This is a genomic window from Bacteroides propionicigenes, from assembly GCF_018390535.1.
Lineage (GTDB): Bacteria > Bacteroidota > Bacteroidia > Bacteroidales > Bacteroidaceae > Bacteroides > Bacteroides propionicigenes.
Window position 1 is genome coordinate 104427 of sequence record NZ_JAHBBW010000008.1, and the last position, 22716, is coordinate 127142.

The window sequence follows — 22716 nt, forward strand, 5'->3', positions numbered from 1 at the left end:
GTGGTTACCTGAAAAGGTGACCACTCTTTTTCTTTATCGCTACTCTAGTTTTTAATAATCTGTATTATATAGATGAAGATTCTTGTGAAAATCGTTATATTTGCTGCCGTATACCATAAAGGTATATTATATATAATAAGGTATAAAATAGAATGAAAGAATTTGTAATTTCCGAAGCACAGGTTGAAACGGCGGTATTGGTAGGTCTTATCACAAAAACTCAGGATGAGCGTAAGACGAACGAATACCTTGATGAACTGGCATTCTTGGCTGAGACAGCCGGGGCGGAAGTCGTGAAAAGATTTACTCAGAAGTTGGATGCGGCAAACTCTGTGACGTATGTTGGCAAGGGTAAGCTGGAGGAAATAAAAGAATATATCCGTAATGAAGAGGAAGCCGAGCGTGAAATCGGTATGGTAATCTTTGATGACGAACTCTCGGCAAAACAGATACGTAACATTGAGGGTGAGTTGAAAATCAAGATACTGGACCGTACCTCACTTATTCTCGACATCTTTGCCATGCGTGCACAGACTGCTAATGCAAAGACCCAAGTGGAATTGGCGCAATATAAATATATGCTTCCCCGCTTGCAGCGTTTGTGGACTCACTTGGAGCGTCAGGGCGGTGGCTCAGGAGCCGGTGGCGGTAAAGGTTCTGTAGGTTTGCGTGGTCCGGGTGAAACGCAGTTGGAAATGGACCGCCGTATCATCCTGAATCGTATGGCGTTGTTGAAAGAACGTTTGGCAGAGATTGACAAGCAAAAGGCTACTCAGCGTAAGAATCGCGGTCGTCTTATACGTGTGGCACTGGTCGGATACACCAATGTTGGAAAGTCCACTTTGATGACATTGCTGTCCAAGAGTGAAGTCTTTGCGGAAAATAAGCTGTTCGCTACATTGGATACTACGGTACGTAAAGTTATTATTGAGAACCTGCCGTTCCTTTTATCCGATACGGTTGGCTTTATCCGTAAGTTACCCACCGATTTGGTAGATTCTTTCAAATCTACTTTGGACGAAGTGCGCGAAGCCGACTTGCTGTTGCATATCGTGGATATTTCTCATCCCGATTTTGAAGAACAGATAGAAGTGGTAAACAAGACATTGGCGGACATTGGAGCTTCCGGTAAGCCCATGATACTTGTATTTAATAAAATAGACGCTTACACCTATGTGGAGAAAGCGGAAGACGACCTTACCCCCAGGACTAAAGAAAACTTAACACTTGAGGAACTGATGAAGACGTGGATGGCAAAGATGGAAGACAATTGTCTCTTTATCTCCGCCCGCGAACGAATCAATGTAGAGGAACTGAAGAGTGTGGTTTACCGGCGTGTGAAAGAACTGCACGTGCAGAAGTACCCCTATAATGATTTTCTTTATCAGACCTACGAAGAAGAGGAAGTTTAATTTAATGAAGAATTAAGAGCGAAGAATGAAGAATTGCCGTGCGGTATATTGTTTGCATGATACGGTGCAGTCAGTTTCTTCATTCTTCATTCTTCATTCTTCATTCTTAATTTAAGTGTTATGACTTACAGAAACTTGACCGAAGACGAAGTACTTCGGTTGAAAAGCCAGTCGTGTCTGGCGGATGATTGGGGGAAAGTGACCGTTGCAGAGGGCTTTTCAACGGAATTTGTACATCATACCCGTTTCTCGGGTGAAGTGCGTTTGGGTATATTCCACTCGGAGTTTACCTTGCCGGGCGGAATAAAGAAACACTCCGGTTTGCGACACGTGACGCTTCATAATGTGACGGTGGGCGATGACTGCTGCATTGAGAATATCCAGAACTATATTGCAAATTATGAAATAGGACATGATACTTTTATCGAGAATGTAGACATCATTCTTGTAGACGGGCTGTCCAAGTTCGGTAACGGCGTAGAGGTATCTGTCCTGAATGAAACGGGCGGGCGTGAGGTACTTATCAGTGACAAACTCTCCGCCCATCAGGCCTATATTATGGCACTTTACCGTCATCGTCCGGAGTTGATTGCACGAATGAAGGAAATCACAGATTTCTATTCCAATAAACATGCCTCAGCGGTAGGTTTTATTGGTAGCCATGTAATGATACTCAATACCGGTTCTATCAAGAATGTGCGTATAGGTGATTATTGTCACATATGTGGTACGTGCCGTTTGTATAACGGAAGCATAAACAGTAATGAACTGGCGCCTGTACACATCGGTCACGGTGTTATTTGCGACAATTTTATCATATCATCCGGTTCGCACGTGGACGATGGGGCCATGCTTACTCGATGCTTTGTGGGGCAGGCTTGTAAACTAGGGCATAACTACTCCGCTTCGGACTCCTTGTTTTTCAGTAACTGCCAGGGAGAGAATGGTGAAGCGTGTGCTATCTTTGCCGGACCTTATACGGTGACACATCATAAATCTACCTTGCTTATAGCCGGTATGTTTTCCTTTATGAATGCCGGTTCCGGTTCCAATCAGAGTAACCATATGTATAAGCTCGGTCCTATTCATCAGGGTACGTTGGAACGTGGTGCCAAGACTACCTCCGATTCTTATATCCTATGGCCTGCAAGGGTAGGGGCATTCTCCCTTGTTATGGGGCGTCATGTCAATCACTCAGATACTTCCAATCTGCCGTTCTCCTACTTGATAGAGCAGAATAATACAACTTACCTCGTACCGGGCGTCAACTTGCGCAGTGTGGGTACTATCCGCGATGCTCAGAAATGGCCCAAGCGCGACCAACGTACCGATACCAATAAGCTGGATTTCATTAACTACAATCTTCTCAGTCCCTATACTGTACAGAAGATGTTTAAGGGACGGGATACGTTGAAAAACTTGCGTTATGCTTCGGGTGAACTGTCCGATATCTATTCTTTCCATAGCGCCAAGATTCGTAATTCAGCGTTGGTAAAGGGTATCGGTTTCTATGAAATCGCTATCCACAAGTTTCTTGGCAACTCTGTAATCAAACGTCTGGAAGGCATCAATTTCCGGAGCAATGAAGAAATACGTGCTCGTCTGAAGCCTGATATTTCTATTGGCAGTGGTGAGTGGGTGGATATTTCCGGACTGATAGCTCCGAAGAGTGAGATTGATACTTTGATAGACGGGATTGAATCCGGTGCGGTGAACCGTCTGAAGTATATTAATGCCGAGTTTGAGCGGATGCACCGGAACTATTATACTTACGAGTGGACATGGGCATATGACAAACTGGAAGAGTTTTATGGAATCAATCCCGAAAACATTACTGCGGAAGACATTATCCATATTGTTGAAAAGTGGAAAGAGGCTGTTGTCGGTTTGGACCGCATGGTTTATGAAGATGCCAAGAAAGAGTTCTCCTTGGCTTCCATGACCGGCTTTGGTGCCGATGGTTCTCGTCTTGAGAAGGAACTCGACTTCGAGCAGGTGCGTGGTGACTTTGAAAGCAATCCGTTTGTAACCGCCGTACTGAAGCACATTGAGGTGAAGACGGCGCTGGGTGATGAACTGATAGGACGTATGCAATGCATACGGTGAGTAGTACTGCATCTGCCTGTAAGTTTTCACCCTAATTAAAGAAATATTTCAATAATAGTTGCTACCTTTGTGTCACGAATCATTTTTAAACATTAAATGAACAAGTAATTATGGCAACAACACCTCCGTTCAAGTATCAGCCCATGTTTGAGAAGGGTAAGGATACAACTGAGTATTATCTGCTTACAAAGGACTACGTGTCCGTAAGCGAGTTTGAAGGAAAACCTATCCTGAAGATTGAGAAAGAAGGTCTGACCGCAATGGCTAATGCGGCTTTCCGTGACGTCTCCTTTATGTTGCGTCGTTCGCATAACGAACAAGTTGCTAAGATTTTGAGTGACCCTGAAGCAAGTGATAACGACAAGTACGTGGCTTTGACTTTCCTGCGCAATGCCGAAGTTGCCTCTAAGGGCGTATTGCCTTTCTGCCAGGATACGGGTACGGCCATTATCCACGGTGAAAAAGGACAGCAAGTGTGGACGGGCTACTGCGATGAAGAGGCTCTTTCACTCGGTGTTTACAAGACATATACGGAAGAGAACTTGCGTTATTCCCAGAATGCTCCTCTCAATATGTACGATGAAGTGAATACGAAGTGTAATCTTCCGGCGCAGATTGACATCGAAGCTACCGAAGGCATGGAGTATGAATTTCTTTGTGTTACTAAGGGCGGTGGTTCTGCCAACAAGACTTATCTCTATCAGGAGACAAAAGCTATCTTGAATCCCGAAACATTGGTTCCGTTCCTCATTGAAAAGATAAAGACACTGGGTACTGCTGCTTGTCCTCCCTATCACATCGCATTCGTTATCGGCGGTACTTCTGCCGAGAAGAACCTGCTGACAGTGAAGCTGGCTTCCACTCACTTTTACGACAACCTGCCTACTACCGGTAACGAATTTGGTCGTGCTTTCCGTGACGTGGAACTGGAGAAACAAGTATTGGCGGAAGCTCATAAAATAGGTCTTGGTGCACAGTTCGGCGGCAAGTATTTGGCCCACGATGTACGCATTATTCGTTTGCCGCGTCATGGCGCTTCTTGTCCTGTCGGTTTGGGAGTTTCCTGCTCGGCCGACCGTAACATCAAATGTAAAATCAATAAGGAGGGTATTTGGATTGAGAAGCTCGACAGCAATCCGGGTGAACTTATCCCTGCCGAACTTCGTAAAGCCGGTGAAGGCGATGTTGTGAAGATTGATTTGAACCAACCGATGGAGAATATCCTGAAAGAGTTGACCAAGTATCCGGTTTCCACCCGCTTATCTCTGAACGGTACTATCATTGTGGGTCGTGACATTGCCCATGCCAAATTGAAAGAACGTTTGGACCGTGGTGAAGATCTGCCGCAATATATCAAAGACCATCCTATTTATTATGCCGGTCCTGCCAAGACTCCGCAGGGTATGGCTTGCGGTTCGATGGGACCGACAACTGCCGGACGTATGGATCCGTATGTTGCTCTCTTCCAAAGTCACGGCGGAAGCATGATTATGCTTGCTAAAGGTAACCGTAGCCAGCAAGTTACGGATGCTTGCAAGAAATACGGTGGTTTCTATCTCGGCTCTATCGGTGGCCCTGCAGCTATTTTGGCACAGAACAATATTAAGAGCATCGAGTGTGTGGAATATCCCGAACTCGGTATGGAAGCTATTTGGAAAATTGAGGTGGAAGACTTCCCTGCATTCATTTTGGTAGATGACAAAGGTAATGACTTCTTCAAACAATTAAAGCCTTGGAACTGTAGTAAGTAAGAGCAGCTAATCACGTAATAAAGAAAAAGACCGCTTGTGGATGATATTTTCCAAGCGGTCTTTTTTGTGATGTTTGCACTGCATTGCAACTATCTCGTTCTTATTTACTTAGTTTTTTCTTCCATTGTTCGTACTTCTTCAATACTTTTAGGCCTGTATTGTTGTACCAGCTATAGCCGTTGCGGCGTTCATAGCCTATGTCGGAAATATTATACTTCTTCACTCCGTCGCGGTCGCAGAAGAAGGGACGGTTATCTTCGAGGGTGTAGAAACGGGCCCAAAGCGTGGGACAGGGATAATCGTCCTGCGGGCAGGGAATCATCCGGAAATCTTTCTTACCTTCGCTGTTGGTGAATTCCTCACGGGTGATGCCTGTAATTTTACTTGCTTTGAACCATGCGATGGCAGCTTCTACAGAGGCGATAATCTCAGGTGAGGGATCGGGAATGGACATTAGCAACAGGACAATGTTGTCCGATTCGGCGCCGCTGAGTGAGGGAAGTTCGTAAGCACGGGCTTTGGCGGGGGCAAGGGTGTACTCATCATGCTGGGCGCACCATACGGTCAGTTTTCCGTTTTGCTTTACTTGGGTGTTGAGGATGCACTCTACACCTTTATCGAAGGCGGTACGTGCGCGTTGGCAAATACTATCCGGTACGTAAGTATATGGGGCTTTCTTGGTGTATACGTCACGTAGCAGGTTCATGACGTTTACCATTGCATTGTCATTGTAGGTGATATGGGTGTAATAGCCTTTGGGGCGCGGCCAAAACTGGGGCCAACCGCCATTGGGATATTGTGCTTTCAGGATGTAGCATATGCCTTCTAAGGCGGCATTCTTATATTTTTCTATGTTGGTGGCTAAGTAGATACGGGAGAGATAGCGGATTTCCGTACTTGTGGCACTGTTATCAATAGTGCTTTCGTTGACGTTACCTTTGGCGGCGAGAACCTTCTGGAATTCATCGGTTGTCAGTTCGGCGGGCATATAGATGTTTTTAGGCCAGCCGCCGGTGGTTTGCTGATAGAGCAGTACGTTGTCGGCAATACGGATAGCTTCAGGAGTGGTGAAGAAAGCGTCATCCAATTTGGGAGCCATTTTGACCCATTCCTTATAGGGATGCTTCTCTTTGTAGTGGGTTGCTTCCTGTGCATTGGCTCCAATGGTAAGGGTGAGCAATGCACAGAAAAGGATTGTTCGTTTCATAATATTACTGCTTTTAGTTTATTTGCGAACAAAAGTAGAGAAAACTCTAAAGAAAGGATGGTAATATTTGTTTTTAAGGGGGTAAATATTGTGATATATATGGATGTACCTATTCCAAGTATTGTTCTACTTTTCCGCTAATTTGTAGCAAGGATATTTCGCACAGTTTAGTGTCGTATTCTGCCGACAGAATGCGTTCTTCAGCATCCAACAAACTTTTTTGCGCTTCACGCATTTCGATACCGGAAAGGTTACCGAGCATATAGCGTTCCATGGCAATCTCATGGTTCTCTTTGGCTGCAACGAGGTTTTGACGTTCCAAGTTCAACATTTGGAGATTGTTTTGATAGGCCTGCCACAGGTTGCTCAGGTCAGCACGTAGGGCTTGTTCAAGCTGCTCGCGTTCCAAGCGGGTGTTTTGCACCGCGATGCGGGCATTGCGTCGTTCACGGCGGCGATTGCCATCGAAAAGGTTGAAGCCTACGGTGACCCCTACGTTCAGCCCGAGATTGCTGCGACGGCTGTTGGCGGAAATATCATATTTGTTGAGAGTATAGCCGTAACCTCCATTCATTTTTACGTATGGGTAGTCGCGGGAACTGACTTTCTTGTAGTCCAAACGTGCGAGGGTATTGTTCTGTTCCGCTTTCAGTAAGGAAGAGTTGGCTTCCAGAGTGGCGTTCCAAAGTTCTTCAAAGTTCAATTTGGCACTGACGTTGATGAGGCTGTCTTGGATGATGAAGGGGCAGTCTACATCTTCGTTAGCCATTAGTTCGTTCAGTTGGATGCGTGAGGTGTGCAGCAATTCTTGCTGCTTCATGTACTGTGCACTGTCGGCATTGAAGTCTACTTTGGCCTGCTGGTAGTCCAGACGGGAGAAGTTTCCGATGTGATAACGCTCCTCTACGATACGCAGACGCTCTTTGGAGAGCGATACAGCATAGCGGAAATTTTTCAAACGTATCTTGTGTTGCACATAGTTGTAGTATTCAGCGGCGATGTTGGCTATCAGGTCTTCGATGGCGATGCGGGTGTTGGTTTCACCTTGCCGTTCCAGTTCCTTCAACTTTTGGTAGTTGGCGGTGATGTTGAAGCCGTCGAATATAGTCCAGCTCAGATTGATGCCTGCGTCAACGGTTTGGTCGAATATTCTGTTCTCTTTGGTCGTTTCGCCAGTGGCACGCAGCTTTGTTTCGGTATTATCCAACGTACCCCTGTAGCCTGCGGACAGGTCGAGGGTAGGCAGATAACCGGCATTGGCAACGGTAGCGTTGTTTTTGCTTATTTGCTGTTCGTTGCGTGTGATGCGTAGGGAATAGTTATTTAGTAGTCCCTGTTCCAAACAAGATTTCAGAGTATAGATAGGTGCAGGCTGTGCCTGAATGGCGGGTATAGTGCACAGAATGATTAAGAAAAATAAAATCGTACGTCTCATTCGTTCTTTAGTTTACTTCGGTTGGTAGATACATAACTATAAATGGCGGGGACGATATACATCGTGAGTAAGGTAGATACGAGCATGCCGCCTACTACGGCCGTACCCATGGCGATACGCTGGTTGCAACCTTCGCCAGTAGCGAATGCCAACGGTATCAAGCCCAGTATGGTAGAGGCGCTTGTCATCAGGATAGGGCGCAGGCGTTGTAGGGCGGCATCCTTAATAGCTTGTATCTTGTCCTCGCCGGTTTCCTGCTTCTGATTGGCAAATTCTACAATCAGAATACCGTTCTTTGCCACCAGACCAATTAGCATGATGATACCGATTTGGCTGAAGATATTCATCGTGATGTCTCCGAAATACATGAATACGAGTGCACCGGCAATGGCGAGGGGTACTGTCAGCATGATAATCAACGGGTCTTTGAAGCTCTCGAACTGTGCGGCAAGAATCAGGTAGATAAGCAGGATTGCCAAGATGAAAGCGAACATCAGACTGGAAGAACTTTCGCGGTATTCCTTTGAGTCTCCGGTGAGGGCAGTACGGAAAGTGTCGTCTAATGTCTCTTTGGCTATCTTGTCCATTTCGTCCAAGCCTTGGCCGATAGTCTTGCCATCGGCAAGTCCGGCAGAGACAGTGGCGGATACGAATCGGTTGTATCGATATAGTTTGGGCGGTGCAATGCCGTTAGTCAGCTCTATCAGGTTGTCAAGCTGTACCATGTCCCCTTTATCGCTACGAATATAGATACCTTTCAGGTCGGCAGGCTTATTACGTTGCTGGCGGTTGATTTCTCCTAATATCTCGTACTGTTTTCCGTTCATGTAGAAGTAACCCATACGCTGGCCGCTCAGCCCGTATTGCAGGGTTTGGGCGATGTTGCGGGTACTGACTCCCATGATACTTGCCTTGTCGCGGTTGATGTTGATGCGTGCTTCCGGCTTACTGAATTTCAAGTCTACGTCAGCCATTTGGAATATGGGGTTCTCATATACTTTTGCCATGAACTTAGGCAATACTTCCTGCAGCTTCTCGATATTAGTGGCTTGCAGCACATATTGTACGGGCATACCGCCACGCCGCCCGCCGAACGAAGAGGATTGTTGTACGAAAGAACGCGCCATTGTTTTTCTTTGCACCGCTTTCGACAACTTTTCCGCTACTTCCATTTGTGTGTAGTCACGCTCCTTCATATCTTTCAGGGTGATACGCACGTTACCGCTACCGCTGGATACACGGGCGGTTACCGCTTCAGCATCGGGCGTGATGGAGTCGACAAGTTGGTTGATGTCCTCTGTATAGTCACGGATATATTCGTAGGTGACGCCTTCGGCACCACGTGTGTTGATGCTGATTTGCGAACGGTCCTCCAATGGTGACATTTCTGCGGGGATATAGTTCCAAAGAAATCCGATAATGATAATGGTTGCCACCGTGAAAGGCAGCGCAATCCAGCGTTTGTGCAGGAAAACCGCTAAAGAGCGGCTGTATAAGTTGTTCATCCCTTCAAAGAAAGGTTCGGTCTTGCGATAGAACCAACTTTGCTTTTCTCTTTTTATCAGTAATTTGGTAGCCAGCATCGGAGTAAAAGTCAGTGCGGCAAAGGAGGAGATAATAACAGAACCGGATACCACGATACTGAATTCGCGGAATAAGCGACCTGTCGTACCATCCATAAAAACGATGGGGAAGAATACTGCTACCAGTGTGATGGTAGTAGAGATTACAGCAAAGAATATCTCCTTCGCTCCCTCGATACCCGCCTCCTTCGGAGGCATCCCTTTTTCGATACGAACATAAATATTCTCCGTCATTACAATGGCATCGTCAACCACAAGTCCTACGGCAAGCACAATGGCAAGCATGGAAAGTACGTTGATGGAGAATCCCGCCAGATACATAACGAAGAAGGCCCCGATGAGCGAAACAGGGATTACGATGCAAGGAACCAGCGTGACACGCCAATCGCGGAGGAACAGGAAGATGATGATAATTACGAGGATGAAAGCTTCGTACACGGTTTGTTTTACTTCGTTGATAGAAGCACGGATAAATTTGGTGTTATCAAACCCATAGGAATAGTGTACGTCCTCCGGCAGGTCTTTCTTCATTTTCTCCATACGCTCGTATACGGCATCGGCAATCTGAATGTGGTTGGCACCCGGCTGAGGGATTACTACAATACCCACCATAGGGACGCCGTTCATCTTCATATAACTTTTGATGTCTGCCGGACCAAGTTCGGCGCGGCCTATGTCACTGAATCGGACAATACGGTTGCCGTCCTCTTTCAGAATGAGGTTGTTGAACTCTTCTGCCGTATGCATCAATCCGAGCGTGCGGATGGTGAGCTCAATGGTATTTCCTTCGATACTACCCGATGGAAGTTCCACATTTTCGCTGTCTACAGCGTTCTTTACGTCGATAGGGGTAATGCCATAACCGGACATTTTGATAGGGTCGAGCCACAAGCGCATGGAGTAACGTTTCTCTCCCCAGATACTTACGCTACTTACATCGGAGATTGTTTGAAGTTGTTCTTTTACAGTAAGGTCGGCTATTTCACTCAGCTCCAATAGGGAACGTTTGTCACTTTGCAGGGCAACCATGAGGATGGGTGTGGCATCGGCGTCTGCTTTGGATACGGTTGGCGGGTCACAGTCGCGAGGTAAATAACGCTGGGCACGTGAAACTTTGTCGCGTACGTCATTAGCGGCCGTTTCCAAATCGACGGAAAGTTCGAACTCCACCGTAATGCGTGATGAGCCTTGTTGGCTGACACTGGAAAGAGAACGAATGCCCGGGATACCGTTGATATTCTGTTCCAGCGGTTCTGTAATCTGGTTTTCAATAACGTCGGCGTTTGCTCCGGGATAAGAGCACGATACGGAAATAATGGGATTGTCCACCGATGGATACTCGCGTACACCGAGGTAGTTGTATCCGATGAAACCGAAGAGCAGGATAATCAGTGTCAATACAGTAGAGAGTACCGGTCGCCGTATACTTAATTCGGATATATTCATGATGAGAAGTATGGATTATAGTTCATCATTAATTTATATTGTCTAATGTCACTGGCAGTCCTGTACGGAGTTGCAAGGTGCCTGAGGTAATGATGGTGTCACCTATGCTCAGCCCTTGCAACACTTGTACTTCGGCTTCAGTGCGGATGCCGGTCGTTATCTCTATCGGTTGGGCTTTCCCGGATTTATAGAGGAATATCTTGTCTTTACCCATTTCCGGTACGATAGCTTCGGAAGGTACGGCAAGCGCATTCTGTATCTCATCTTTATTTAGCTTGATGCTGGCATAACGGCCCGGTAGTACGGCGCTGTTGGTATTGGGATAGAGCGCGCGGATAGTTAGTGTATGGGTGGTAGGGTCTATTTTGGATTCGCGTGCATAGACAGTGGCATGGAAAGTATTCAACTTTCCTTCGAGTATAAAGTCTAGTCCTGCACCTATTTTTACGTCATTGGCATATCGTTCGGGTACTGCAAACTCTACTTTCAAGGGAGAGAGTTTCGTGAGTTTGGCTACAATGGTAGAGGGAGAAGCGTATGTTCCTACACTGACTTGCCGCAGACCGATAACTCCATCAAAGGGGGCTCGAAGTTCGGTTTGCGCGATATTGGATTCTACCAAGTCGATGTCGGCATTCAAGGTCGCCAGTTCGGTCTTGACCTGTTCGTAGGCTTCTTTACTGACGGCGTCCCTTTCCAACAATGCGTTTTGACGGAATACACGGTCTTCCGCCAACTTCAGTTGCGAGACCAATCTTTGTAGCTGTGCTTGGAGAGGACGGTCATTTACCTTAGCGAGTAATTGCCCTTTCTTCACGAAACTGCCTTCTTCAAAGTTTATTTCGATAATCTTGCCGGATGTCTCGAATGAAAGATCTACTTCTTCATCGGGCAACAGGCTACCGCTGATTTGTATTTCGTCTTTTAGTAGTTGCGGTTTTATTATTTTGGCGTTTACGTTCAGAATCTTTTTCTCTCCGCGTTTGCCGGTCATTACCTTATCGGCTGCCGCCAGTTCTTCATTTGTTTTAGGAAGCTGAGAATAAATACCTCCGCCTATCAGTCCGACACCAATGAATGTAATGATGCCCCATTTTACTTTCTTATTCATGTTGTAGTATTAGTAGTATATTTAGCCATTGATTTGGACGGAAGAAATATGGAAAAGTTTAAAGTAAGAAAAGTTAAGAAAAGTGATAAAGTAATAAGGTGTATCCTATCGTTTTATCACCTTACCGCATATTCATATTAATGCGCTGCCCTGTATTTCCCTTCTTCCTTATCTTCCAGCATATTCAGGTAAGAGGTGTAGCGGGATTCGCTGATGTAATGATGTTCCACTGCTTCACGTACAGCACATCCCGGTTCATGGCGGTGGGTACAGTTATTATAGCGGCAGTCGGCGGAAACTTTGAATATTTCCGGAAAGTAATGTCCTATTTCTTCTTCTTCCATATCGAATGTTCCGAAGCCTTTGATGCCCGGAGTGTCGATGATATAGCCGTCACCCGGTACAGGGAACATCTCGGAGAAAGTAGTGGTGTGCATACCTTTGTTGTGGTAGGTGGAGATTTCACCGGTTTTGATGTCCAGCTCCGGCAGGATGGCATTGATGAGGGTGGACTTGCCCACTCCGGAGTGGCCGGAGAAAAGCGTTATTTTCCCTTTAAGTTCTTCCTTTATGATATCGATACCTTCGCCTGTCTTGGCGGAGATTTTGAAACAAGGGTAACCGATGGCGGTATAAAGATTGATAAGTCCGTCCAAGTAGCGAAGTTCGTCTTCGTCGTAGGCATCCGTTTTATTGAATATGATGTTGACGGGTACGCGGTATGCCTCGGCTGAGGCGAGGAAACGGTCAATGAATGTAGTGGAAGTCTCCGGATAATTCACCGTTACCACCAGCATACATTGGTCGAGGTTGGCTGCAAGGATATGGGATTGCTTGGATAGGTTGGAAGAGCGTCGGACAATATAATTCTTCCGGTCTTCAATTTCGCTGATGAAAGCCGTCCCTTCTTGATTCAGGATGATTTGCACATAGTCGCCTACCGCTACCGGATTGGTGCTTCGGATGCCTTTCAGACGAAAGTTGCCTTTGATTTTACATTCAACGTATGTTCCTTCGTCGGTCTTTACCAGATACCAACTCCCTGTATTTTTAATTACCAGTCCTCTCAATTCAATTGACAATTAATAATTGACAATTGACAATGACCGGATTGACAATCCCTGCTTGCTATTGTGCAACCATGTAATTGTCAATTGTCAACTGTCAATTGTCAATTCAGATTTATACTGTCATAATTTCTTTGTCCTTTGCTGCCAGCATATCATCAATCTGCTTGATATATTTGTCGTGAATCTTTTGCAACTTTTCTTCACCGCCTTTTTGTGCATCTTCCGCCAATCCTTCTTTCACAGATTTCTTAAAGGCGTCGATGGCATCACGGCGTGCGTTGCGTACACTCACTTTGGCAGTTTCGCTTTCATTCTTACACTGTTTGGCAAGTTGTTTACGGCGTTCTTCTGTCAATGGAGGGATGCCGATGCGGATAATCTCACCGTTGTTTTCGGGCATAATGCCGAGGTCGGAGTCGATGATTGCCTTCTCAATGACACGGAACATACTCTTGTCCCACGGCTTGATGGCGATACTGCGGGCATCCGGGGTGGTTACGGCCGCTACGTTGTTGATAGGGACCATGCTTCCGTAAGAATCGACACGGATTCCGTCCAGCAAACGAACGTCGGCTTTTCCGGCACGGATATGGGCCAATGATTCTTCCAGATACATTACAGCCATATCCATTTTCTCTTGTGCTTCGTCTAAGATGTCTTTTACGTCTTTCATATTTCTATTGTTTGAAGTAGCTTTTAATTTGAAACTCTGCAAATATAATCGTTTCACGACAGATTACACAGATTTACACAGATTATTTCCTTTTTTAGTTGTGTACCAGCGTGCCTATTTCTTCGCCTTGCATTACTTTCTTAAGATTGCCTACGGTGTCCATATCGAAAACGATGATGGGCAGGTTGTTTTCCTTGCACATACAGGTAGCCGTAAGGTCCATCACTTTCAGACCGCGTTTCAGTACTTCGTCGTAAGTGATGTCGTGGAACTTCGTTGCTGTCGGGTCTTTCTCCGGGTCGGCGGTGTAGATGCCGTCAACGCGTGTGCCTTTCAACATAACATCCGCTTCTATTTCGATGCCGCGAAGGCTGGAACCGGTGTCTGTTGTGAAGAAAGGATTACCCGTTCCGGCCGACATGATAACTACTTCGCTGGCTTCCATACACTCAATGGCTTTCCATTTATTGTAGAATTCGCCGATAGGCTCCATGCGGACGGCTGTCAGCACACGTGCTTTTACGCCTGCCGCCACCAGTGCCGAGCTCAGTGCAAGGCTGTTGATAACGGTTGCCAGCATACCCATTTGGTCACCTTTTACACGGTCGAACCCTTTGTTGGCACCGCTCAGTCCGCGGAAGATGTTCCCGCCGCCGATAACGATGCCAATCTGTATGCCCAGTTCATGGATTTCCTTAATTTGCGCTGCATATTCGGCCAGACGTTTTTCGTCGATACCGTATTGCTTTTCTCCCATCAGGCTCTCGCCGCTGAGTTTCAATAAGATTCTTTTGTATGTTGCCATAGTTTATTAATTTATTTCGCTTAGCGGCAAAGATAGGAAAATAATGCCAATCGGTATAAACAATTTTCAGTTATTCTTTCAGTGTGTAGTCACCTGCCTTTGCGGTTACTGCGGTCTGCAGTTCGTCGAGTGTCTTTTCGCCTTCCGAGAACTCTACGGTTGCTACCGGCGGATTGAGGGTTACGGTGGCGTGTATGCCGTCCATACTGTTCAACGCTTTTTCTACATGCATACGACAGTGGTTGCACATCATGCCTTCTACCTTGAATTCTTTCTTCATGATTTTTTCTGTTAATGGTTCTACTTCTTTTTCCGGTAGCCCTGTTGGGTTGTCAACGGAGTTTTCCGGGTTCCCTGTCTTTTTTCTTTTCAGCCGCAGACTGTTGGTTACTACGCTTACACTGCTGAATGCCATAGCTGCTCCGGCTATCATGGGATTCAGCAGGAATCCGTTGATGGGGTAGAGTACACCGGCTGCGATGGGTACACCTATTATATTATAGATGAATGCCCAGAACAGGTTTTGACGAATGGTGCGTACGGTCAGCTTGGAGAGTTTCAGTGCTTCGGGTATTTTGGTCAGGTCGGAAGAGATGATGGTCATCTTGGCTACATCCATGGCAATGTCGCTGCCGCCTCCCATGGCTATGCTTAAATCGGCTTGTGCCAGTGCGGCGCTGTCGTTGATGCCGTCGCCTGCCATTGCTACTATCTTGCCGTTTTTCTGGAGATTGTTGATGAAGGCGGCTTTATCTTGCGGCAGTACTCCCGCCTTATAATGAAGGATGCCGGCTTTACGTGCAATTTCTCGGGCGGTGGCTTCATTGTCGCCTGTCAGCATATGGACATCGATGCCGGCGGCTTGCAGTTCGCCGACAGCTTGTATGGAACTCTGCTTGATTTGGTCTGTAATTCCTGCGATGGCCAGTGCGGTTTCGCAGTCGGCAAACCAGATGACGGTCTGTGCATCAGCCGTCATGCGGGCGGCTTCATCGCTTAGCGATTGACTGACGTTAATTCGGTTTTCTTCCAGTAGTTTCCGGTTTCCGGCATAATAAGTCTTTCCATTCCATTCGCCTTTTACGCCTCTGCCGGTGATGCTCTCAAAGCTTTCTATATCCACGTTTCGGGCGTCTTGAAAATGACGGACCACCGCTTCCGCAAGCGGATGCTCGGATAGCTTTTCCAAGCTGTAAAAGACATCTTCTATGCCCGCAGTCCGTACAGCCCAAACTAAATCGCTGACTACCGGTTTTCCCTCGGTTACGGTTCCGGTTTTGTCCAATACCACTGTGTCAATCTTTTTGGCGATTTCCAAACTTTCGGCATCTTTTATCAGAATACCTCTTTCGGCGCCTTTACCGATGCCTACCATGATGGCGGTGGGAGTGGCAAGCCCCAAAGCGCACGGGCAGGCGATGATGAGCACCGTGACCAGTGCCAGCAACCCGTGTGTAAATCCGCTCTGCCCGTCCAGTAGCATCCAGATTATGAAAGACAATATGGCAATGCCGATAATGACCGGCACGAAGATACCCGCAATCTTATCCACCAATTGCTGGACGGGAGCTTTACTGCCCTGTGCATCTTGCACCATGTGGATAATTTTGGCCAGTAGCGTGTCTGTACCTACCTTCTCGGCACTGAACCGAAAGCTTCCTTTCTGGTTGATAGTACCGGCAAAAACTTTGGCTTCCTTTTGTTTGGCTACCGCTATCGGTTCGCCGCTCAACATACTTTCATCCACATACGAACTGCCTTCCGTAACTTTGCCGTCTACAGCAATTCTTTCTCCCGGTTTTACCAGAATAATGTCTCCTGGACGAATCCGCTCAATCGGGACAACCTTTTCCGATGAAGAATCAACGATGACGGTTACTGTCTTGGGCTGCAGTCCCATCAGTTTCTTAATGGCGGAAGAAGTGTTGCCCTTAGCCTTTTCTTCCAACAGGCGTCCCAGCAGAATGAAGGCGATGATGACGCTTGCCGCCTCGAAGTAGACGTGCGGATGAATCCCTCTTTCCAGCCAGAATTCGGGGAAAAGCATATTGAACAGGCTGAACAGATAGGCAATTCCGGTACTGTTGGCTACTAAAGTGTCCATGTTGGCGCTGCCATGCTTCAGTTGTTTCCATGCGCTGGCAAAGAAACTTCTTCCCAACCAAAACACAACGGGAGTGGAGAGTAGCCACATGATAAGATTGGCATACGGCATATCCATGAAGAACATACCGATAACCATAATCGGTACAGACAGGACGATGGCCCATGTCGCACGGAATTTCAGCGCGCGATATTTTTTATCGTGTGCCTGTTCCACTTCATCCGCTGTGCCTTCGTCCTGCCTTATCAGCAAGTCGTATCCGGCATTTTGCACAGCTTGTTGTAAGACTTCGGGAGAACAATGTTGCGAGTCGTATTCTACTGTTGCCATTGCCGATGCGTAGTTTACGCTTGCTTTCCGGACACCGGACTGGTGATTCAGTGTCTTTTCCACCCGTGCGGAGCATGAGGCGCAACTCATCCCTAATACGGGAAAGGTTTCTTGAACAATGCTTTTATTTGCCATAATATTGTATGTAATTATTTAGTTCTTAGTATGAAACTGCCGGTTTCTACGGTTGAAACTAATAGTTCTCTCGTTTTAAACTTTTATGTGGAACAAATATACGGCAAGGAAGTTGTCTGAGTGTTGTAAAATTCGGGATATGATTTACAAGATTATGCTTATATCTCGTCAAGCGGCTTGCGCTTGTTCTCTTTTATCTTCTTGAAATAGCTGGGCGTCAGTCCTGTTACGCTTTTGAATTGGGCGCTGAGGTAGGCGGCGCTCGAATAGTTTAGTTTGTCGGCTATTTCGTTCAAAGATAATTCTCCGTACACCAACAGTTCTTTGGCACGCTCTATCTTCTGCGCAATGAGGTATTTCTCGATGGTGGTATTGGTGACTTCCGAGAAGAGTTTGCTCAATGAACTGTAATCCCGATGTAATTTGGAAACCAAGTAATCGGACAGGTTGACTTTTGAATCGTTGTCATTATAATGTACCAGTTCTATGATGGTATCTTTTATTTGTTCTATTGTTTGGGATTTCTTGTCATCAATCAATTCGAACCCGAAAGGCTCCAACGACTCTTTTACGCTCCGGTATATTTCATCGGTAATTTTATCGGGCAGAGTAACGATACCCAGTTCTACCGACAGGGGGTGCAGTCCCAGCTGCTCAAGCTGGCTTTTCACTACCATGATACAACGGTTACATACCATGTTTTTGATGTGTAGCGTATTGTCCGAATTAAATGTTGTATCAGGCATCTGGTTCTTTTTTGGGGTAAAGATAGCACGAACGGATATTATTCTAACTATTTTTCTGGTTTTATCTTTGCGACGGGCTAATTGAAACTTCTTTCTATAACTTTTCTGCTGAGTAAGGTTTGCACGATTCCCCGCATGGAGAGATAGACAAGAAAGGCAAGCCACAAGGCATGGTTGCCTAAGGCCGGGCGAAGTCCGTAATATATCATAAAGAAACTGACGGCTGCCGCTGCCATAGACATGAGCATACCGCGTGTTGCCGTAGCGCCGATAAAGATGCCGTCCCAAATAAAGGCGGCGACTCCTGCTGCAGGTATGGCAAGCGCCCAATAGAAATAAGTGTCGGCGGCGGCTATTACATTCTTGTCATCGGTCAGCAGTCCCAAGAAAGCATTTCCGCCCAATGCATAAATCAATGTAAAGAGTATGACCAGCCAACCTCCCCACATAAACAGATGCCGGGTGGTGTTGGTAAAGGCTTTCCGGTTACGAGCGCCTATGTATCGTCCGCTTAGGGCTTCTCCCGCATAGGCGAAACCGTCCATTACATAAGAGAAAAGGGTGAAGAGTTGCATCAGTAATGTATTTACAGCCAAAATAATCTCACCCTGTGAGGCGCCTGCCGAAGTAAAGAACAGTGTGACAGCCACCAGGCACAGTGTCCGTAGGAATATATCACGGTTCACTTGAAAAAAACGTATCATTGCCTCCTTTTGCAGTACTCCCTTCCAGACGATATACTTTTTCAGTTTCCCATAGCGGTTCGTCCACAGTATGAGTCCCATGAAGAAGCCCGCATACTGGGCTATCAATGTTCCCAACGCTACGCCTTCCACCTTCATCTTGAAGACATAGACAAGGCTGAGGCTGGCTATGATGTTCACGATATTCTGTGTGATAGCTATGTACATGGGGATACGTGAGTTCTGCATGCCGATATACCATCCGGAGAGTCCGTATAACCCCAGCATGGCAGGAGCACCCCATATACAAATGTGGAAATAGAGCGTTGCCATTTCCCTGACTTCTTCCGTAGGGTGGATAATGAGGAATGCGGCTTGCCTGATAGGTACTTGCAGTATGATAAGGCAAAGCGCCACAGCCAGTCCTATACCAACGGAGCGCATCAGCAATCGAACTATTTCCGATAAATCCCGTTTACCATAGGTCTGTGAGGTCATGCCGCTGGTTCCCATCCGCAGAAAACCGAATATCCAGTAGATGATATTGAACAGCATACCTCCTACTGCAATGGCGCCGATATAGGCAGGAGAACCCAGATGCCCTACGATTGCTACATCGATTAGTCCGAGCAAAGGCACGGTTATATTCGATACAATGGACGGCAGGGCTATCTGTAATATCTGTTTGTCTATAGGCTTCATTTGTAATATCTTGTTTGGTGGAGGACAAAGGTACGCAGAAAAGGAAAAATGACGGGAAAGATTAACTATATTTCTACTTTTAGCTGTTGAGGATTGATGTGGAAATTTGTAAATTTGTGGGTGATTCTCTATGGGAGGATTTCGGGCTGTAAAACAATATAGACTTAAAAGATGAAAACCTTAACTTTACTTTTCTTTGGGCTCTTGCTGTGCCCAATGTCACTTCTGGCACAATCAGCAGATGTGCTGCTGCAGAAGGTGGCTGATGCCTTATCGGTTGGTAAGGATGATTATGCCGTGAGTTTATTCCGCCAGGCTGCGAGTATGGGAGCGGAGCAGACAGAGATGTTCTATTGGACGCACGTTGAGAAAAACAGTGCTGTGGCTTCCCGCTTCGTACGGGAACTGGCTACTTACTACAAAGATAAGCGGAACTACGACAAAGCATACCTTTTTTATAAAGAGTGGTTGCAATATTATCCGGAAGATGTTCCCGGACTTGTGGCATGCGCGGAGATGCAGTTGATGCGCGGAGAGTCGAAAAAAGCTCTAAAACTTTATGAAAAGGTGCTGGCATTGGATGCGGATAATCTTCAGGCAAATATATTTTTGGGTAACTATTACTATCTTCAGGCAGAACAAGAGAAGAAAACGCTGGAGGATGACTACAAGAAAATCGTTTCTCCCACACGTATGCAATATGCCCGTTACCGTAACGGGCTATCGGATGTGTTCTCCAACGGATATGACAAAGCTAAGAGCTATTTGCAGAAAGTGCTTCAACTGTTTCCTTCCACCGAAGCGGGAAAAACATTGGAACGGATAAAGATATTGGAAAAAGAGATGAACAAATGATGTTCATCTCTTTTTATTGTATATTGTGTGATGTTTACTTGATTGTTTGAATCGGCAATTTTATAAGTCCTTTCGGTACAGAACGTGTACTTGTTTCCTGACCTACTTTTGGCCCTGGTATCAGAGGACTGTACATCAAAACATGGCGAATGCGTGTTCGCTGTTCTGGGGTGAATTGGTCTGAATAGCTGACTGCATAATCCATGATGTTACGTGAGGTAAACCGTTCACCGGTCAGGCAATTGTCACGGTTCACCAGATAGGCAAATGTAAACTTGTCCGGTTCTGCTGATGCAATGTATGCATAATCAATATCGTATTGTTCCTTATTATAAGTAGGAGTATCTGTACAATAGTCAGTATCTTTACAACCGTTTTTGCTTTCAGTCTCGCTTTCTGTCTCATAGAATACATGATGCAAACCTAAGTAATGCCCTAATTCATGGGCTAATGTAACAGTAACATCTGCTGTGTTGTACATGGTTTCCGTACTTTCTTCGTTAATAAACAAACTGTTGATGGATACACAATAGGGAAAGGCTAAGTTCTTCAATTCTAAATGAGACTCATTGATGTTGGTGAGACCTGCCAAACTATTTGGCCCCTTTGTAGTATAAGGTAAGTGTGATATACCTAATGCTGTTACATTGTCAGTTGGATTATTTGTGAAGTTATAGACCATTATATTAATATACTCGTTAGGATCCCATAGGTATTTCACATAACCTTTTCCCGTTTCTACATCGTCATTCATAAAGATATCGCAATCTATCGGATAACTATCCGGCCATGAAATGTACTCTACACCCGGTTTTTCCATGGTTTCTCCATTTGGACGGATAGTAGCGAGTGTGAATGTTAAATTCATGTCTACACTCTGTGAACTATTTTTATAAAGTTTGTTTACCCTATCTAATATTTTTGACAGACGATTTTGACTGACGTATTGCTCTGGGGCTGATTTATCTTTGTATAGCACATGGAAAATCACGGGGAGTTTGTAGTGATACTGTTCTATCGATGTATATCCTGCTGCCTGAGTGATTTCTATTTTTTTACTCATTTTGAGAACAGCCGATGTAACTGTTACTATTACCTTTCTTTCTTTATTGTCAGGGTTGGCTTCTATTTGCAGAGTTAGTGCTTGGTTGCCGAAGCTTTTATCGGGGGTAATATTGCACCATTGTGCGGTTTTAGATACTTGCCACTCTACATTGCTCGTTATATCGACAGTCAATGTCGCTCCATCGCTGCTGACGTTACTGAATGACGATTCAGATAGCTCTAAATAGTTGGTTTCATTGTCTTCGCAACTATATAAAATAAAACTTGATAGGGCGATTACGATTAAAGTTTGTATTTTCATGATTTTATAGATTAGCTTCGTACAGAATATGTTCTGTTAAGATAATGTTTACCAAATTGTTTGATTAAACAATGTATTGTACCTCTTTAAATAGATATTCCCGTTCTTTCCCACTTTCGTCCTCCAAGACAAAACGCCCATCTTGTTCCACACGCAGCAAGCGGGCGGAGAACTTACCGTTGGCATCTTCATAAGGATGAAAGCCTCTGCGGCGAAATAGGGCACGGGCATAACGGGTGGCTATTTCAGCGGAATAAGTATTGTGTTCTTCTGTTCGCAAACCGTTATAGTAGATTTGTATCCGTTTCAGGATGTGCGACAAAATTTCATGGCGGTTGTGCTCCTGTCCGGTGATTTGTTTCAGAGATACCGGGTTGGGAGCGTCACTGTAAAATTCATTTTGGTTGATGTTGATTCCGATACCAGAGATGCTGCGTCCGATGAATTGGCCGGACAGATCATTCTCTATCAATATACCGCAAATCTTTTTGTCTTTCCAGTAAATGTCATTCGGCCACTTTATTGTAATCTCGTTTGACCATCTGTCCAACTCTTCTTTTATGGAGAGAGAAACGATTTGCGATAGGATAAACTGGCGGCGTGCTTCCAGAAAAGTGGGATAAAGAACAAAACTGAAAAGTAGATTCTTGCCTCTTTCGGCTTCCCAAGTATTACCGCGCTGCCCTTTACCGGCACTTTGGAATTCAGCTGTAACTGTAGTCAGTTCTTCAATGGTTTCTTGTAACTCATTGCATAATTGGCTGAGGTATCGGTTGGTTGAGTCTGTTTCATCCAATGCTATCAGCGGATAAGGAAAGAATTCAGGGCAGGGTTTCATACTCATTGTGCATTTTTTTAGTGAATTTCTTTATTACTTCTTCGTAAGAGTGGTCTATAAGATGTCTTATTAATTTGTCATCTGCATCACGGTCCAGAAATACCTGGTTCCAGTATTTCTTATTGAAGTGCCAGGCACCTTCAATGGCATTGTAATGGTCACGTAATTCCAGTGCATATTCCGGGTCGCATTTCATGGTGATGCGGTTTGGAGTGTTGAGGTTGATGCATAAAAACATCTTTCCCAATACTCGGATAACAAGGAAATCTTCACCGAAAGGAGTATCTTCGGTCGTAGCTTTTTTGCTGAGGCAATATTCGCGGGCAGTTTCTATATCCATATTATTTTAGCTATGAGG

17 protein-coding genes are annotated in these 22716 nt (G+C 45.6%); 4 read left to right on the forward strand and 13 right to left on the reverse strand.

Annotated features, from left to right (window positions below; genetic code table 11):
• Positions 1-152 precede the first annotated feature (152 nt).
• The 3 genes from hflX (at position 153) to KG118_RS11175 (ending at position 5269) form a co-directional block, all read left to right on the forward strand.
• Complete coding sequence (gene hflX, locus KG118_RS11165; protein WP_117710978.1) at positions 153-1412, forward strand: GTPase HflX; 1260 nt, start codon at positions 153-155, stop codon at positions 1410-1412.
• A 120-nt stretch (positions 1413-1532) separates the two neighbouring features.
• Positions 1533-3518 (forward strand): DUF4954 family protein, encoded by a 1986-nt coding sequence (locus KG118_RS11170; protein WP_117710979.1) that lies wholly within the window; start codon positions 1533-1535, stop codon positions 3516-3518.
• 110 nt (positions 3519-3628) lie between these two features.
• On the forward strand, positions 3629-5269 hold the full coding sequence (locus KG118_RS11175; RefSeq protein WP_117710980.1) for a fumarate hydratase: 1641 nt from the start codon (positions 3629-3631) through the stop codon (positions 5267-5269).
• Between the two features lie 100 nt (positions 5270-5369).
• On the opposite strand, the gene pelA is transcribed toward KG118_RS11175, so the two are convergent.
• The 10 genes from pelA to KG118_RS11225 all read right to left on the reverse strand — a co-directional run bounded on the left by pelA (position 5370) and on the right by KG118_RS11225 (position 19299).
• Positions 5370-6476 (reverse strand): pectate lyase, encoded by a 1107-nt coding sequence (gene pelA, locus KG118_RS11180; protein ID WP_117710981.1) that lies wholly within the window; start codon positions 6474-6476, stop codon positions 5370-5372.
• A 109-nt stretch (positions 6477-6585) separates the two neighbouring features.
• Entirely contained in the window at positions 6586-7911 is a 1326-nt protein-coding gene (locus KG118_RS11185) for a TolC family protein (protein WP_117710982.1), read from the reverse strand.
• Positions 7908-10940, reverse strand: coding sequence for an efflux RND transporter permease subunit (locus KG118_RS11190; protein ID WP_117710983.1), 3033 nt, complete (start codon positions 10938-10940; stop codon positions 7908-7910). The genes KG118_RS11185 and KG118_RS11190 overlap by 4 nt, the downstream gene beginning before the upstream one ends.
• A 28-nt stretch (positions 10941-10968) precedes the next feature.
• Positions 10969-12051, reverse strand: a complete 1083-nt coding sequence (locus KG118_RS11195) for an efflux RND transporter periplasmic adaptor subunit (RefSeq protein WP_117710984.1) — start codon at positions 12049-12051, stop codon at positions 10969-10971.
• 137 nt (positions 12052-12188) lie between these two features.
• Complete coding sequence (gene rsgA, locus KG118_RS11200; protein WP_117710985.1) at positions 12189-13121, reverse strand: ribosome small subunit-dependent GTPase A; 933 nt, start codon at positions 13119-13121, stop codon at positions 12189-12191.
• Positions 13122-13233: 112 nt separating this feature from the next.
• Positions 13234-13794, reverse strand: coding sequence for a ribosome recycling factor (gene frr, locus KG118_RS11205; RefSeq protein WP_009122921.1), 561 nt, complete (start codon positions 13792-13794; stop codon positions 13234-13236).
• A 94-nt stretch (positions 13795-13888) separates the two neighbouring features.
• Positions 13889-14599 (reverse strand): UMP kinase, encoded by a 711-nt coding sequence (gene pyrH, locus KG118_RS11210; protein WP_117710986.1) that lies wholly within the window; start codon positions 14597-14599, stop codon positions 13889-13891.
• Between the two features lie 70 nt (positions 14600-14669).
• Positions 14670-17168 (reverse strand): heavy metal translocating P-type ATPase, encoded by a 2499-nt coding sequence (locus KG118_RS11215; RefSeq protein WP_117710987.1) that lies wholly within the window; start codon positions 17166-17168, stop codon positions 14670-14672.
• 158 nt (positions 17169-17326) lie between these two features.
• Positions 17327-17914: a helix-turn-helix domain-containing protein gene (locus KG118_RS11220; RefSeq protein WP_117710988.1), complete on the reverse strand. Its 588-nt coding sequence runs from the start codon at positions 17912-17914 to the stop codon at positions 17327-17329.
• Positions 17915-17991: 77 nt separating this feature from the next.
• The gene (locus KG118_RS11225) at positions 17992-19299 is read right to left on the reverse strand and encodes an MATE family efflux transporter (protein WP_117710989.1); all 1308 of its coding nucleotides are present in this window, start codon (positions 19297-19299) and stop codon (positions 17992-17994) included.
• 171 nt (positions 19300-19470) lie between these two features.
• Between KG118_RS11225 and KG118_RS11230 the strand changes: the two genes are divergently transcribed.
• The gene (locus KG118_RS11230) at positions 19471-20154 is read left to right on the forward strand and encodes a tetratricopeptide repeat protein (protein WP_117710990.1); all 684 of its coding nucleotides are present in this window, start codon (positions 19471-19473) and stop codon (positions 20152-20154) included.
• A gap of 34 nt (positions 20155-20188) precedes the next feature.
• Here the strand turns inward: KG118_RS11230 and KG118_RS11235 are convergent, their stop codons facing one another.
• The 3 genes from KG118_RS11235 to KG118_RS11245 form a co-directional block, all read right to left on the reverse strand.
• Positions 20189-21520: a zinc-dependent metalloproteinase lipoprotein gene (locus tag KG118_RS11235; RefSeq protein ID WP_117710991.1), complete on the reverse strand. Its 1332-nt coding sequence runs from the start codon at positions 21518-21520 to the stop codon at positions 20189-20191.
• Positions 21521-21584: 64 nt separating this feature from the next.
• Positions 21585-22358, reverse strand: coding sequence for a biotin--[acetyl-CoA-carboxylase] ligase (locus tag KG118_RS11240; protein WP_118322913.1), 774 nt, complete (start codon positions 22356-22358; stop codon positions 21585-21587).
• Positions 22342-22698, reverse strand: a complete 357-nt coding sequence (locus KG118_RS11245) for an MmcQ/YjbR family DNA-binding protein (RefSeq protein ID WP_117710993.1) — start codon at positions 22696-22698, stop codon at positions 22342-22344. Before KG118_RS11245 ends, KG118_RS11240 begins: the two co-directional genes overlap by 17 nt.
• Between the last annotated feature and the right edge of the window lie 18 nt (positions 22699-22716).

Excerpts from the sequence above, each read along its gene's own strand:
- KG118_RS11240 (WP_118322913.1), bottom strand. The coding sequence starts at position 22,358 with ATGAAACCCTGCCCTGAATTCTTTCCTTATCCGCTGATAGCATTGGAT.
- KG118_RS11225 (WP_117710989.1), bottom strand. The coding sequence starts at position 19,299 with ATGAAGCCTATAGACAAACAGATATTACAGATAGCCCTGCCGTCCATT.
- hflX (WP_117710978.1), top strand. The coding sequence starts at position 153 with ATGAAAGAATTTGTAATTTCCGAAGCACAGGTTGAAACGGCGGTATTG.
- KG118_RS11190 (WP_117710983.1), bottom strand. The coding sequence starts at position 10,940 with ATGAATATATCCGAATTAAGTATACGGCGACCGGTACTCTCTACTGTA.
- KG118_RS11175 (WP_117710980.1), top strand. The coding sequence starts at position 3,629 with ATGGCAACAACACCTCCGTTCAAGTATCAGCCCATGTTTGAGAAGGGT.
- KG118_RS11185 (WP_117710982.1), bottom strand. The coding sequence starts at position 7,911 with ATGAGACGTACGATTTTATTTTTCTTAATCATTCTGTGCACTATACCC.
- KG118_RS11230 (WP_117710990.1), top strand. The coding sequence starts at position 19,471 with ATGAAAACCTTAACTTTACTTTTCTTTGGGCTCTTGCTGTGCCCAATG.
- pyrH (WP_117710986.1), bottom strand. The coding sequence starts at position 14,599 with ATGGCAACATACAAAAGAATCTTATTGAAACTCAGCGGCGAGAGCCTG.
- KG118_RS11220 (WP_117710988.1), bottom strand. The coding sequence starts at position 17,914 with ATGCCTGATACAACATTTAATTCGGACAATACGCTACACATCAAAAAC.
- pelA (WP_117710981.1), bottom strand. The coding sequence starts at position 6,476 with ATGAAACGAACAATCCTTTTCTGTGCATTGCTCACCCTTACCATTGGA.
- KG118_RS11195 (WP_117710984.1), bottom strand. The coding sequence starts at position 12,051 with ATGAATAAGAAAGTAAAATGGGGCATCATTACATTCATTGGTGTCGGA.
- KG118_RS11170 (WP_117710979.1), top strand. The coding sequence starts at position 1,533 with ATGACTTACAGAAACTTGACCGAAGACGAAGTACTTCGGTTGAAAAGC.
- KG118_RS11245 (WP_117710993.1), bottom strand. The coding sequence starts at position 22,698 with ATGGATATAGAAACTGCCCGCGAATATTGCCTCAGCAAAAAAGCTACG.
- KG118_RS11215 (WP_117710987.1), bottom strand. The coding sequence starts at position 17,168 with ATGGCAAATAAAAGCATTGTTCAAGAAACCTTTCCCGTATTAGGGATG.
- KG118_RS11235 (WP_117710991.1), bottom strand. The coding sequence starts at position 21,520 with ATGAAAATACAAACTTTAATCGTAATCGCCCTATCAAGTTTTATTTTA.
- frr (WP_009122921.1), bottom strand. The coding sequence starts at position 13,794 with ATGAAAGACGTAAAAGACATCTTAGACGAAGCACAAGAGAAAATGGAT.